At 46.1% G+C, this 14,295-nt stretch carries 10 protein-coding genes; 6 read left to right on the top strand and 4 right to left on the bottom strand.

What is annotated here, in order from left to right; all coding sequences use genetic code 11:
• Nucleotides 1-39: 39 nt before the first annotated feature.
• From R7O12_RS16265 to ggt, 3 genes are all read left to right on the top strand, one after another.
• A complete protein-coding gene (locus R7O12_RS16265) occupies nt 40-1,656 on the top strand; it encodes an ExeA family protein (protein WP_193837544.1) in 1,617 nt (538 codons plus the stop codon).
• Nucleotides 1,656-2,342, top strand: a complete 687-nt coding sequence (locus R7O12_RS16260; RefSeq protein WP_318100782.1) for a general secretion pathway protein GspB — start codon at nt 1,656-1,658, stop codon at nt 2,340-2,342. Before R7O12_RS16265 ends, R7O12_RS16260 begins: the two co-directional genes overlap by 1 nt.
• 273 nt (nt 2,343-2,615) lie before the next feature.
• Nucleotides 2,616-4,346, top strand: a complete 1,731-nt coding sequence (gene ggt, locus R7O12_RS16255; protein WP_318100778.1) for a gamma-glutamyltransferase — start codon at nt 2,616-2,618, stop codon at nt 4,344-4,346.
• Nucleotides 4,347-4,434: 88 nt separating this feature from the next.
• Here the strand turns inward: ggt and R7O12_RS16250 are convergent, their stop codons facing one another.
• The 3 genes from R7O12_RS16250 to R7O12_RS16240 all read right to left on the bottom strand — a co-directional run bounded on the left by R7O12_RS16250 (nt 4,435) and on the right by R7O12_RS16240 (nt 7,296).
• Complete coding sequence (locus R7O12_RS16250; protein ID WP_005379900.1) at nt 4,435-5,046, bottom strand: TIGR04211 family SH3 domain-containing protein; 612 nt, start codon at nt 5,044-5,046, stop codon at nt 4,435-4,437.
• A gap of 178 nt (nt 5,047-5,224) precedes the next feature.
• Entirely contained in the window at nt 5,225-6,484 is a 1,260-nt protein-coding gene (locus R7O12_RS16245; RefSeq protein WP_017820251.1) for an inorganic phosphate transporter, read from the bottom strand.
• Between the two features lie 131 nt (nt 6,485-6,615).
• Nucleotides 6,616-7,296, bottom strand: a complete 681-nt coding sequence (locus R7O12_RS16240) for a TIGR00153 family protein (RefSeq protein ID WP_005379896.1) — start codon at nt 7,294-7,296, stop codon at nt 6,616-6,618.
• Between the two features lie 212 nt (nt 7,297-7,508).
• Here R7O12_RS16240 and R7O12_RS16235 point away from each other — a divergent pair, with 212 nt between their 5' ends.
• Nucleotides 7,509-9,041 carry an inorganic triphosphatase gene (locus R7O12_RS16235; RefSeq protein ID WP_005379894.1) on the top strand — a complete coding sequence of 511 codons (1,533 nt, stop codon included), beginning with the start codon at nt 7,509-7,511 and terminating at the stop codon, nt 9,039-9,041.
• 41 nt (nt 9,042-9,082) lie between these two features.
• Here R7O12_RS16235 and R7O12_RS16230 read toward each other — a convergent pair whose 3' ends face one another.
• Complete coding sequence (locus tag R7O12_RS16230; RefSeq protein ID WP_025768395.1) at nt 9,083-9,856, bottom strand: potassium channel family protein; 774 nt, start codon at nt 9,854-9,856, stop codon at nt 9,083-9,085.
• 105 nt (nt 9,857-9,961) lie between these two features.
• On the opposite strand from R7O12_RS16230, the gene R7O12_RS16225 reads away from it, so the two are divergent.
• Both R7O12_RS16225 and glnE read left to right on the top strand, forming a co-directional pair.
• Complete coding sequence (locus R7O12_RS16225) at nt 9,962-11,218, top strand: methyl-accepting chemotaxis protein (RefSeq protein WP_318100775.1); 1,257 nt, start codon at nt 9,962-9,964, stop codon at nt 11,216-11,218.
• A 113-nt stretch (nt 11,219-11,331) separates the two neighbouring features.
• A complete protein-coding gene (glnE, locus tag R7O12_RS16220) occupies nt 11,332-14,175 on the top strand; it encodes a bifunctional [glutamate--ammonia ligase]-adenylyl-L-tyrosine phosphorylase/[glutamate--ammonia-ligase] adenylyltransferase (RefSeq protein ID WP_213971583.1) in 2,844 nt (947 codons plus the stop codon).
• Nucleotides 14,176-14,295 lie beyond the last annotated feature (120 nt).

The following is a 14,295-nucleotide window of genomic DNA, read 5'->3' as shown; positions in this document are numbered from 1 at the left end:
TCTGACTATTCCCAGGTGGTTTTTTAGCTGGAGAGCCTAATGTATAAGGACTTTTTTGGGTTTGTCGAACAACCATTTTCGATTGTTCCAAACTCACGTTATTTGTATTTGAGCCAACGTCACAAAGAGGCAATCACACATCTCCAAGCTGGGCTAGGCGATGGCGGTGGCTTTGCTATGCTTACTGGCGAAGTAGGTACAGGCAAAACGACTGTCGCAAAAGCGATGCTGGCGAATTTGGGTGATAACACCAAAGCGGGTCTTATCCTCAATCCCACGTTTTCGAGTAGAGATTTGCTCGAAGCCATTTGTGATGAGTTCAAAATCACCTATCCGCCAGACGCAAACCTCAAACAGCTAAACCAGGTTATCCATCAATATTTGCTGCGTAATTATCGTTCAGGCTGGCAGACATTGCTGGTCATTGATGAGGCTCAACACCTTGCTGCCGACGTTCTAGAGCAGTTGCGCTTGTTGACCAACTTGGAAACCGATACCAGAAAACTGCTCAAAGTGTTGTTGGTCGGGCAGCCTGAATTGCAGCGGTTATTACAAACAACACAACTACGCCAACTTGCCCAGCGTATTACTGGGCGTTATCACCTGTTGCCGTTGGATGAAAAAGAGACAGAAGATTACATCGCATTTCGACTACATACAGCAGGTGGCAACCAGCAACTGTTTAATCGTGCTTCTTGTAAACTTATAGCCAAATACAGTCACGGTATACCGCGGCTCATCAACCTTATCTGTGACAAATCCCTCAACATTAGTTATCACCAGGGTAATGTGGTTGTGGATAAGCAAACCGTTCAGCAGGCCTGTGAAGAGGTGATGCAGTTTCAGGCAGATATTTATCAGCAAGATAAAAAAGAGCGCCGGACTTTCCGTTGGCCTGCTTGGGGCTCTGTCACGGTAGGCCTTATTGCTGCATTAAGTACGGGGTGGGCGGTCGTGAATTATATGCCAGCTCAAGCGACGTCAGTGTTGACACAAGTGACGGAGCCAAGAGTAGAGCCAACACCAACCGTCGTCAGCCAACAGTTAACGGATGAGCAGCGTGATTTATTGTTAACACAAAAACAGTCGAACCTCGCTGTAAATGATTTGTATCGTTTGTGGGGGTATCAAGCATCGGTTCGCGATAATCTTTGTTTGTCAGAACCGCAGTCGACTATGCGTTGTGAGCGTAAAATGGCGACTTGGCCGCTGTTGATGCAACAAAATCGCCCTGTGATCTTGGAGTTGAATTATCAAGGTGATGTTGGGTATGTCATTCTATATGCCGTCGGTAATGATCAAGCTGAAGTGCTCAATGGTAAGCAGCGTCTCCGTCTGCCAGTTTCGTGGCTAAAGCCGTTGTGGCAGGGCAATATTATCGAACTGTGGCATGCTCCGCTGAATGAAACATTACGTTTAGACATGGAAGGCCCTGCGATTGAAGTATTAGACCGATTATTAGCAGAAGCGGTGAGTGAGCCACTGCTTGAAACGTCTATTTTTGATGGTGCGATGAAAGAGCGAGTCGAGTTATTTCAACGTTGGCAAGGAATTGGTGTCGATGGTATTGCAGGTAAGCGAACGCTAGACCGACTTCAGCAAAATGTTCAGCCAGATGCGCCTCAACTGGCGAGAATCGAGAAGGAGGACGCATAATGTCAGCTGTGAAACATATAGGTCTGTTCTTGCTGCCAATCACTGCTTCTGCTATCGGAGTCGCTTGGTACTTAGATCTCTTTGCACCGAGTGCTGAAGTAGATACAACGTCCCCGATAGAAAAGGTCGAAGTGGTATCACCTTTCAAAGTATTAGACTATCCAGAGAACACCCAGTTGGCCCAATTGCCAAGAGAGTGGCCAAGTGCAGAGCTATCGCGTGATTTTGGTACATTTACCACCCCCGATGAATACACGAGCCATACACCAAGCAGAGATGAAACACGCAACTCAGCATCAACCCAAGCGACTTCTGCTGCTGAAGAGGACCTCGGGTTGTCTTTGGATGATCTGGATTTATCCTCATTATCTCCTGATTTAGCTAGGAAGGTCGAAAATGCCTTATCCCGAGATGATGACAACTCTTCATCACAAACGGCACGCGTGAACGATTTAGAGCGCAACGCTCACCAGTGGCAAGGGCGTCTACCTGCGCTTAATTTGCAAACCCATATGTACGCTAGTGATGAAAAACGCCGTTGGGTGAAAATTAACAATGTTGAGTATCATCAAGGGGATGTCGTTGATGATCAGGTCACTCTAAGAGAAATACAACCGCAAGCTGTGATTGTTGAGTTCCAAGGTGAGCAAATTCGTATACCAGCGTTGTATGAGTGGAAAGGGTAACTCTTGTAGAAACACATCAAGCCAGCGAAATCATATCGCTGGCTTTTTATTTTTCAGAGCATCTTTTGCATCTATTCTGGTGATGATTTTTAGATACTCAAACAAGCAAAATATAGCTTTTCTCAGTCGTTTAAATAGCACCAATATCATTCATCTATTGATAGCGCGATTCCAGTCAGCGTTGTGTAAAAAGACACCATCTTCACGAACTTCGGAGTAATGACTTGGTCCACGTTAGACCCCATCACATAATAGGAGTCTAAACAGAGACACATGCGTATTCTGATTTTTTCTTTAAGCATTGTTGCATCGACAAGCTATGCAGCAAAGCCAGACCCATTCCCAGTTACACCAGATAGTCGCGGGCAAGATTTCATGGTCAGTGCGACGAATCCTTACGTGAGCAGTACCGGTTACTCAATATTGAAAGAAGGCGGTAACGCTGTTGATGCTATGGTCGCGATGCAGATGGTGATGTCTGTCGTTGAGCCAGATATGACCGGAATTGGCGGCGGGACTTTCGCGCTGTTTTATCAACATGACGAGAAAAAATTTCTGGCCCTTGATGGTCGAGATGAAGCGCCCTCTAGCGCGAACCCTGAAATGTTTGTTGAGAATGGGGAAGTACTCAGTCGCAACGAAATATTAGGCCCTCGTTCTGTTGCGGTTCCGGGCACGTTGCGGTTGCTTTACACCACTCATGAACAATACGGCAAGTTGCCATGGGCAGAGCTGATTAAGCCGGCAATTACATTGGCGAGCAATGGGTACGCGATGAACAGCTACACCTACGACATCGTAGTAAGAGAGCAAAGCCGACTTGAGCAAGATCCGGAAGTGAAAGCCTTGTATTGGCAAGGGGACGATATTAAGCCGACGGGAACCTTGATGAAGAACCCTAAGATGGCTGAGACGCTGAGGAAGATCGCGCAACAAGGCGATCGTTACCTTTATGGTGGTGAGCTTGGTCAGCACATCGTAGAGACGGTTAATAGTCGTATTGACGACCAACACGAGAAGTTGTCTTTAGAAGATTTTAAACATTACCAAGTGAAGCAGCGTGACATCATTGAGAGCGACTACCGTGGGAATAAAATCGTCTCTTTTGGTTACCCAGCTTCGGGCGGTGTGATGGTCGCTCAGAGTCTTGAACTGCTTGCACCCTATGACATTGCCCATATGGCGAAAACGGATGTGGAACCTTGGCGTCTCATGACTGAAGCGATGCGAATTGCAAAAGCCGATCGTATTGCGTATGCCGGAGATCCGGATTATGTGGAAGCGCCAGTTGAACAGTTGTTGTCTAAAGCCTATCTAGATCAGAGACGTGATTTAATCCCTGACAATGGCACTTCAAAAGAGGATCCAAAAGCAGGACAGATGACGCAAACTCAGTATGCGCAATATCAAGGCTTCGAGAGCAAAGATACAGGGCATATTTCTATCGTCGATAGAGACGGAAATGCAATAGCGATGACTAGTACGGTAGGAACGGGTATGGGCTCGGGTGTCATGGTCGATGGCGTTATCTTGAACGCGCAGATGGCTAACTTCTCACCTCTGCCAACGGTTAACGGCAAACCTACGCAAAACTCAATTGAAGCGGGCAAGCGTCCACGTTCGGCTATTACGCCATTAATGGTGATGGACAGTGATGATAATTTGCGTTTGGTGGTTGGGTCACCAGGTAGTTCACAAATCCCGGGGTATGTACTCAAAACCGTGGTTGGGGTGCTGGATTGGAACTTATCAGCGCAAGAGGCTATTGACTTACCAAACATCCAGTATGGCACTAAGATAGACCGCACCAAGTCTTATGACCCGACTGGTTTGCTGGTGGAAAAGAAAACGTTCGCAGAAATGTTGGTGCCTGAGTTTATGGAGCTTGGCTACCCAGTGCACGTTATTCCAGTGGTAAGCGGTTTGAATGCAATTGAGCTAAAAGATGGCAAGCTTTATGGCGCAACGGATCGTCGTCGAGCCTCTAGTTCAATGGGGGAGTAGTACTCACTTCTATCAAACGAAGCAAACTAAAAAGCCAGTCAATATCGACTGGCTTTTGCGTTCTTTTTAAAGATAAAAGCGTAAGGGTTTATGCCCAACCCGCAGGAGAGCGCTTTCTACGAGGCATGACATGCGGAAGAATCAAACCAAATAGTAAACCTAAACCTGCGACACCGCCGCCATAAGTGAAGTACTTAAGCAGCATGTCATCTTTTTGTGTATCCAGTTTTGCGCGTAGCTCGCGGTTTTCTGTTTCAACAGAAGTAAGCTGATCACTGATCTCAGAGTATTTATTTTCTAGATCTGAAATTTGTTGGTTACGTGTTTCGAGAGAGGTAACAAGACCGGCTTTCTCTGCATCAGAAGTTTGACGAGCATTAGCAAGCTGCTCTTTTACTTCGGCTAGCTCTTTCTCAATGCGAGGAAGGCGAATTGCCATGCTCTCTTGGTTTGTCACAAACTTGCTTTGTACCCAACCAGTGCGACCACGGTCATCACGAACTTGCGTATAGCCAGTATCTCGGTTGGTTTTAATCAGTTGTACTTTAGAACCGGCGTTAACACTACCGATAATACGGTAGGTGTTATTTGGACCTGAGTGCATAAAAGTGAAGAGGTCATCAGAAATATAACGGTCTGCTGCTAGGGCCGCTGGCGCTGCTAGCAAAGTAAACAAAACCGTGATGATTAGTTTTTTCACAGTAAATCCCTTAACGATTTTTCTTGGAGACAGCGTTGGCACCGAATGATTGGAGCCGGAAATAGACGAATAGTATGCAGTTTCAAACCTCGGTGCAACAAAGAAGGGAGGCAAAGCCTCCCTTTCTGTGCGTTTGAGTCAATAATGACAAAGCGCTTACATTCTATTGACGAGTGTCTTAAGCGAACATCGCTTGAAGTCCGTAGAAGAATACTACGGCCAATAACGCACCCGCTGGTAGTGTAACGATCCATGATGCCACGATGTTACGAACTACGCCTAGGTTCAGTGCTGCGATACCACGAGCAAAGCCAACACCGAGAACCGCACCAACCAATGTTTGAGTGGTTGAAATTGGCAGGCCTGTACCAGACGCTAGAACTACCGTACATGCTGTTGCTAGCTGTGCTGCAAAACCGCGGCTAGGCGTTAGCTCAGTGATGCCTGTACCAACGGTTGCCATTACTTTGTGACCCAGTGTTGCAAGACCGACCACGATACCAATACCACCAAGAGGTAGAATCCACCAAGCGATGGCGCTTTTCGTGCTGATTTCGCCCATGTGTTCAACAGTCGATACGACAGCAGACAGTGGACCAATGGCGTTTGCAACGTCGTTTGAACCGTGTGCAAATGCCATCGCACAAGCGGTGATAACCATCAGAACGCTGAAGATACCTTCCACGCCAGAAAAGCTGCGGTCCTCTTCGCGATTAGCGAATTTTTTCTGGATGTATACGTAGCCGCCAATCATCACAAGTGCTGAAACTGCTGCTGCCCACATCCAGGCTTCACCATTGGTCAGGTGAAGACCAACGTGTTTTAGACCTTTTTTGATGGTTACAAGTGCAATCACCATTGTTGTGATGAACATGTAAACAGGTACAAAACGTTTCGCGTTAAACAGAGGGTTCTCAGTATCAAAAATCAGGCGCTGTGCGCTGACAAAGATAACGTAAGCAAAGAAACCTGAAATCACTGGCGTAATAATCCAGCTACCAACAATGCCTTGAACGCTGCCCCAGTCAACCGCTTCAGTACCTACTGATACGCATGCAAAACCAATGATTGCACCGATGATTGAGTGAGTCGTTGATACTGGCCAGCCCATGTAAGAAGCAAGAAGCAGCCATGTACCTGCTGCTAAAAGCGCAGACATCATGCCGTAGACAAGAACATCTGGTTGACTAGCAAATAAAGAAGTTTCGATTACACCTTTACGGATAGTGTCGGTTACTTCACCGCCTGCAAGGTAAGCACCTGCAAATTCGAAGATCATCGCAATGATGATAGCTTGTTTTACAGTTAGCGCTTTTGAACCTACAGATGTACCCATCGCATTAGCAACGTCGTTCGCGCCAATACCAATCGCCATCATGAAACCAAAAATCGCTGCAACAATAATCAGGACAGTGCCGTAGTTCGCAAGGATATCCATCGTAATACCTAGTTGTTTTATAACAAGCGGAACAAAATTTTACGCGCGCCAAACCATAAGACGATGAAAATAGTCATCGTCCCTATGACACGTGTTAATTATGCTCTTCGTTATGTCGTTAACTTTATGTTTTAAGATCGAGATAGCATGACTTCCAAACGAGCACCTACGCGCTGCGCTTGGTCGGCAATACCACCTACCCATTCAAGAATCTTGTACAGGAACATGACATCGATAGGGTTCATGTCAGCTTCAATCACCATCAACTGTTGGCGAAGTTCAATCTGCATGGCATCGGTATCATCTTCGATAACGTCTAATTGATGAATCATTTCAGCGACGAGCGTCACTTCACGGCCTTTGAAGCCGGTTTCTAGCAATTCATCAAGTTCATTGATTACCTTTTGCGCCTGATCGGCAGCATCAAGACAACGTTGAACGTAAGCGAGGAAGTTTGGTTGGAGAGCCTCAGGGATGACAAGTTGACGACCATATACACGGCCAGCAATGTCTTTTGCCAGGTTTGCAAGTTTGTCCTGTTGAGTCAAAAGCTCAAGCATGTCAGTACGGTCGACTGGCATGAACAAACCGCGAGGCAGTTTTAGACGGATTTCACGTTTCAGCACATCCGCTTCTTTCTCTAGGTGAGAAATTTGTGCACGGATTTCTGCTGCTTTTTCCCAATCACCCTTTGAAGATACTTCAAAGAATTTCACCAAGTGTGAACAACATTCGTTGACACACACAACGTGGCGTTGCAAAGGCTTAATTGGGGACTTTGCAAATAACCCCATAATTGTATTTACTGGCATGGTCATTCAACCTAATAACTATAACCTTAAAAAAACATACACCATTTCTGAGTGCTTGGCGAAATGTTGAACGATGGCTATAAAGGCGCGCATGGTAACGCATTAAATCGCTCATTAAAACTGTTTTAGATCATCAATCCGGCGATATTTCTCTCTTGCCGTGTGAGAAATTACGCAATATCCTGTTTCTATCTGCTTTGAAAGGTATAGCTATGGAAACCGAAATAGAACTGAAGTTTTTTGTTTCTCCTGAATTTTCAGAAACTTTAAAAGAAAAAATTTCTGAGACAAAAGTACTTCAGCATAGTTGTCGTGACTTGGGTAACACCTATTTTGATACTGCCGATAAATGGCTTCGAAAGCACGACATTGGTTTAAGAATTCGCCGTTTTGATGATGTATTCGTCCAAACCGTAAAGACAGCAGGACGCGTCGTCGCAGGCTTACATCAAAGACCAGAATACAATGCTGAGCACACTAGCGACGAGCCTAATCTGTCGCTTCATCCTCTAGATATTTGGCCTCCAGGTAAAGATGCAGAAACGCTGCAATCCGAGCTTATGCCATTATTCTCGACCAACTTCACACGTGAACAATGGCTGATTGGCATGCCCGATGGCAGTCAGATTGAAGTTGCCTTTGACCAAGGCTTAGTTGTAGCCAAAGGTGAAGACGAAGAAGAGAAGCAAGAGCCGATTTGCGAAGTTGAACTGGAACTTAAGTCAGGCCAAACCGAAGCTTTATTCACGCTGGCACGCAGCTTTTGCGAGCAAGGCGGTATGCGTTTGGGTAACTTGAGCAAAGCGGCGAAAGGTTATCGACTTGCAAGCGGTTATGCGGGTGATGAAGTAAAATCATTGGCACTTGTGGACAGTAGTCCGACGGATACCGTTGAATTTTGCTTGATCAACTCTTTAGAGCACGCTTTGTCTCATTGGCATTATCACGAGCAAATTTATGCTGAGCGTGACAGCGTGGAAGCACTGCGTGAAATCAGTAATGCCATTCGTTTCATTCGTCAAACATTGACTATTTTTGGCGGGATTGTCCCTCGTCGCGCGAGCGCGATTCTGCGCCAAGAGCTTAAATGGTTGGAAGAAGAACTGAGTTGGTTGGATGAGCATGCACACCTTGAAGAGCTTTTAGATGACAAAGGCAATGTGCTGCGCAAGTTGGATGCACGTAAGTTCTTAGTATCTGAGTTGACTCAGCAGTTACAAGAGTTGCCAAGCCGTGAAGAAGTGCTAGGGTTGCTCAATTCCGCGCGTTACACAGGGTTACTGCTGGATCTAAGCCGCTGGATCTTAGCGCGCGGTTGGCAGCCATTTCTTGATGAAAAAGCACGTGAAAAAATGGCAAGTAACATCATGCCGTTTTCAGTTACTCAGCTCGATCGCACTTGGGCTGAGCTAATGGAAGCTTTCCCAGCAGAGCGCGATTTGACGGCGCAAGAGTACGTTGATCAGCGTTATCGCTTATTGCGTAACCTCTATACTGGTATTGGTTTCGCGAGTTTGTATAACTCGGATGAGCGTAACAGCTTCCGTTTACCATGGGCGGATCTAGTGCATGGTATCGATGATCTGCTAATGCTGAACCACTTGCTCCCGTTGGTTGATATGCTGGAAGACGCAGAAAAAGAGCAGTTAGAACGCTGGTTGCACCGTCAAGAGCGCTCAATTTTGCATGCAATGGATCAAACCCGAGCGATCAGTGTGGAAGTTCAGCCTTATTGGCGTGAATGATCGTTCTGGTGATAAGAACAAAAAAATAGGACCGCATGGTCCTATTTTTTTGTCTCTGTTTTACGTTGTTGTAGCTCTTTTTCCATGAAATCGAGTCGTTCTAGTATTTGAGCTTGTTGGGTTAGGAGCTGCTCGAGCATACGTTCTTTATTGATTGAACTGTGCGTCTGTTGTTTCGTTGGGGCAGTAAGGATAGAGGTGATAAGACCCGAGATCATACCAAAGATACCCACCCCGCAAACAATGATGATGACAGCCAAAAACTTTCCTATGGAGGTCACTGGATAATGATCGCCGTAACCAACCGTTGAGATTGTTACAAATACCCACCACAAAGCATCGGCGCCAGTACGAATATTCGCTTCTGGGTTTTTCGCTTCGATAAACAGCATTGCACTAGAACCGAGTGTTATGAGGATAACCATCAATAGCAGTATAGAGGCGACCGTGGTTTCGCGGCGGTTTTCTTTGAGCTGATGCAAAATGAACTTTGACGAACGCAGTACTAATACCACTCGCATAATATGAAAAATACGAGCAAAGCGCAGGGGCTCTATCAATGGGATGCTCGCCACGAAATCTATCCAATGACGTTTAAGGAATAACCAGCGATCTGTGGACCGGATCAAATCAATGGTGAGCTGTAGTAGAAAAATACTACAGATTATGAAATCCAGACCGATAAGAACTTGACGGGTTTCGTGATCGATCGGGAAAAACAACAAGCCAGAGATCACAAATAGTGCCATAAAAGACAATATTAGTGACAACAGGCCCATCGGTCGTGTGCTGTCTTTGATATCATTGTTTTTCATACGAAGCTCAAAATAAATCGCGTAACCACGCAAAGCGCGAACATAACTATAAGTAATATAAAGATTATAGATAAAGACTATATAAGACTCGGTGGAGAACTGACAATGGAAAAGCTGGCATTTAAGCCATGGGAAAGGGTCATATCCGACATTCGACTGGTGCCTAAAATGGTCATGTTGATGGTCTTCAGTACTGTCCTGATCGTGGCAAAACAACTGTGGGACGCAAACACTTTTTACGACTCACTTTTAGCGGCGACACAAAACGCGCAAGTTGCCCAACAGCATTATGAAGCATACTTAACGCAAGTTGCTTGGCAAACCGCCTTATTGATAGTGGTTTTTGTCGTGCTCTTATTAGCGGCGGCTAGAGTGATGTTGCGTCAAACACAGTATTTGAGCGACGCGATCAAACTGATGGCGAGCAAGAACCTCTCTGTTCCATTTGGTATGGATTGTAAAGATGAATACGGAGACGTGGCACGTGAATTAGAAAAGACACGTCGACAATTGCACGATGTGATTCAAATGCAAATTAATGCGTCTGATGAATTATCAACGCTCACCGAAGTCATGACACTGAGCATGTCGGAAACGAAGGAATCGGCGCAAGAAGAGTTTAACGAAATTGATCAACTTGCTACGGCGATGAGTGAAATGTCGTCGACGGTCCAAACGGTTGCGGAACATGCCCAGACGGCATCTTCTCTAACAGAGCAAGCTTCCGCGCAAGCAATTTCTGGTCAGCAGTTCTTGCAAAGTACAATGGCGAAAATGAGTGAACTTTCGTCGGATATCGCTTTATCGGCACAAGCGGTTAACCAAGTTGAAGAACGTGTTGAAGCTATTGGTAGCGTTGTGGGGACGATTCAAGGCATTTCTGAACAAACCAACCTGCTTGCACTGAATGCGGCGATTGAAGCGGCGCGAGCTGGCGAGGCTGGGCGGGGTTTTGCTGTGGTTGCAGATGAAGTTCGTAACCTTGCCCAACGTACACAACAAGCGACGGTAGAAATTCAAGAGATGATCGCACAGCTGCAAACCAGTGCTGAATCTGCGGTAGAACTCATGGAAAAAAGCGTTGTAGAAGCGGCAGATGGAAACGAGCTGGTTTCTAATGCTGGATCTGAGCTCGATGGTATTGTTGGGCAAGTGACGCAAATCAATGACATGAACTTCCAGATCGCGACGGCGTCTGGTCAGCAAAGCAGTGTTGCAGAAGAGATGAGCCAAAACCTCACCAATGTACGTGAGTTGGTGGAAGCCTCAGTTGTTGTCGTTACCGAGCTGCTAGAAACCTCTGAAATGATGCAAAATAATGCAGGTGAGCTAGACAAGAAGATCAAATCTTTCCAAGTTTAATATTCGATCCCGAACTTTTGATAAAACGCCCACAAACCTTTTGTGGGCGTTTTTATTTGCTTTCAGTCTGGTATAAAGAATGAGTTACCGTGCTTTTCAAACAAGGAAGAAAAATGCAGCTGCCTTCGCCACTGATTTCTATCGCTGAATCTGCCGTACAAAACGCCCAAGACGCAGGTTATTTTCCCCTTTGGCCCGATGAGGTTGCGCAGCAATTTCGTTATGTGGCGGGCTTAAGCCAATTTATAACCGAAGCCATTCATCGCGATGAAGTCCTAGGCCGTGAGTTGCCAAGTATGTTAGCGCAGCCAAGTCGTCAGGAGTCTTACCGCTCACGTCTTGCTGAACTGTTGGAACAATGTCCTGATGAGATGTCTGGTCATCGCGTGTTGCGTCAGTTTCGCAACCGAGAAATGGTGTACATTGCGTGGAAGGATTTCACGCATGCATGGTCTCTAGAGACGTCTTTAAGCCACTTATCTGAGTTGGCAGAAGCGATGATTTTTGAAACCTATCAATGGCAATATCAAGTGTGTTGTCAGGAGTGGGGCACGCCAACAAGTGAGGACGGTGAAGTGCAGCCGATGTTAATTATCGGCATGGGGAAACTGGGTGGTGGCGAGCTAAACTTTTCTTCCGATATTGATCTAATTTTCACGTACCCAGAGAATGGTGAAACCCAAGGCGCACGCCGAAGCATTGCCAATGCCCAGTTCTTTACTCGTCTTGGTCAACGCATCATCAAAGCGCTCGACCAACAAACCTTCGATGGTTTTTGCTACCGCGTCGACATGCGGCTTCGCCCATTTGGAGAAAGTGGCCCCTTGGTTATGAGCTATGCCGCACTTGAAGATTATTACCAAGAACAGGGACGAGATTGGGAACGTTACGCGATGATCAAAGCTCGGGTGATGGGATGTGAGATGTACCCGCAGTATCAAGAGCTACGCCAAATGCTGCGCCCTTTTGTTTTTCGTCGTTATATTGATTTCAGTGCGATTCAATCTTTGCGTCGAATGAAGTCGATGATCAGTAGCGAGGTTCGCCGCCGAGGGTTGAATAACAACATTAAGCTAGGTGCGGGTGGCATCCGAGAAATTGAATTTATCGCTCAAGTTTTTCAATTGATTCGAGGTGGTCGAGAGCCTTCTTTGCGTAATCGAGGGCTGTTGGAAACGCTGCAAGGCATTGAAGAACTGGCATTGCTTACTCCAAAAGAAGTCAGCGATCTAGAAGCTGCATACAAGTACTTGCGTCAATTAGAAAACTTGTTGCAAGCAATGGCGGATAAGCAAACCCAGACAATGCCTGATTGCGAAACCGAACGCTTAAAGCTCGCCACTGCGATGAAAATGAGCTGTTGGGAGCAATTAATTGAGCAAACCCAGCAGCATATGGCAAATGTTCACCAAGTTTTTGAATCACTAATTGGTGATGATGAAGAAGACGAGGGGACTACCGTTGCTCGTCATTTTCATGAGCTATGGGATATGGCCGACAAACAAGACGTTCTTGAGCATATCTTGCAGCAGGATATTCAGATTGAAGACTTTGCTTCATGCGCGAAAACCATCATCAACTTTAAAACCGATCTGGCCAAAAAAACGTTAGGCCCACGTGGACGCGAAGTGCTCAATCGTTTGATGCCGAAAGTGTTTGATGCGGTCTTTGCCCATCCTGATGCACAGTTTGGTTTATCTCGTGTACTTCACTTGCTACACAACATCTGCACTCGCACAACTTACTTGGAATTATTGGATGAGCATCCAGCGGCTCTGGTGCAGCTCGTACGTTTGTGTACCGCAAGCCCAATGATTTCAGAGCAGCTGTCTCGTTATCCTATCTTGCTTGATGAGTTGATCGACCCTGCGCAGCTATACAATCCCATTCCATTAGACAGTTACCGTACAGAGCTGCGTGATTATTTGGCGCGTATTCCTGAAGATGATATGGAACAGCAAATGGAAGCGTTGCGTCAGTTTAAGCAAATTTGTATTTTGCGTATTGCAGCGGCAGATATTGCTGGCGCATTGCCAGTGATGAAAGTGAGTGACCATTTAACTTATTTAGCGGAAGCTATCGTTGATGCGGTGATCAGTCAGGCTTGGTTGCAAGTGTCTGAAAAGTACGGCGAGCCAACGCATGTGAAAGATCGTGAAGGTAAAGGCTTTGCTGTAATTGGTTATGGTAAAGTCGGAGGGTGGGAGCTCGGCTATAACTCCGATTTGGATATTGTCTTCATGCATGACTGCCCCGTCAATGTCTACACTGACGGCAAGAAAGAGATTGATGGTCGTCAGTTCTACCTTCGTTTAGCACAGCGTATCATTCATATTTTCTCCACTCGCACCGCTTCCGGTATTTTATACGAGGTCGATACCCGATTGCGTCCGTCCGGTGCATCGGGTTTGTTGGTTAGCCCAACAGACGCGTTCGACGACTACCAACATCAAGACGCGTGGACATGGGAACATCAAGCACTTGTCCGCGCGCGCATGATTTATGGTGATGAACCACTGGCAATTGCATTTCACAATACGCGGCATGATGTGTTGTGCAAAGCACGCGATCAAGCTGAACTGAAAAAAGACGTTGTCGAAATGAGAGAAAAAATGCGCGGTCATCTTGGGGGGAAAAAGCCAGGCCGCTTTATGCTCAAGCAAGATGTAGGTGGGATTACCGATATCGAATTTCTCGCTCAGTACCTAGTGCTCAACTATAGTCACGATAAGCCGAAATTGACGCGTTGGTGTGATAATGTGCGCATCTTTGAAACGCTCATTGCGCAAGATGTTATGGACGAAGACCAAGCAATGCAGTTGATACGTGCTTACACGACAATGCGAAACGAAATACACCGCCGAAATCTACTTAATTTAGACGCTGATGTGGTGGAAGATAAGTTTGTTGCCGAAAGGGAGTGGGTAAAACAGGCTTGGAATCAGTGGTTCAGTTAAGACCATATATTTAGCCTCGATAAGGGCTGTGATAAACTCACTTCGATTTAATTTTTGGAGACCAACAATGAAACCAATTCTACCTGATTACAACAGCGCTGGTGTGCTCATCATCGGTGA

Source organism: Vibrio sp. Vb1574 (genome assembly GCF_033338675.1).
The sequence above is the reverse complement of the archived record's forward strand: the minus strand, read 5'-3'. Positions and strand labels throughout refer to the sequence as shown.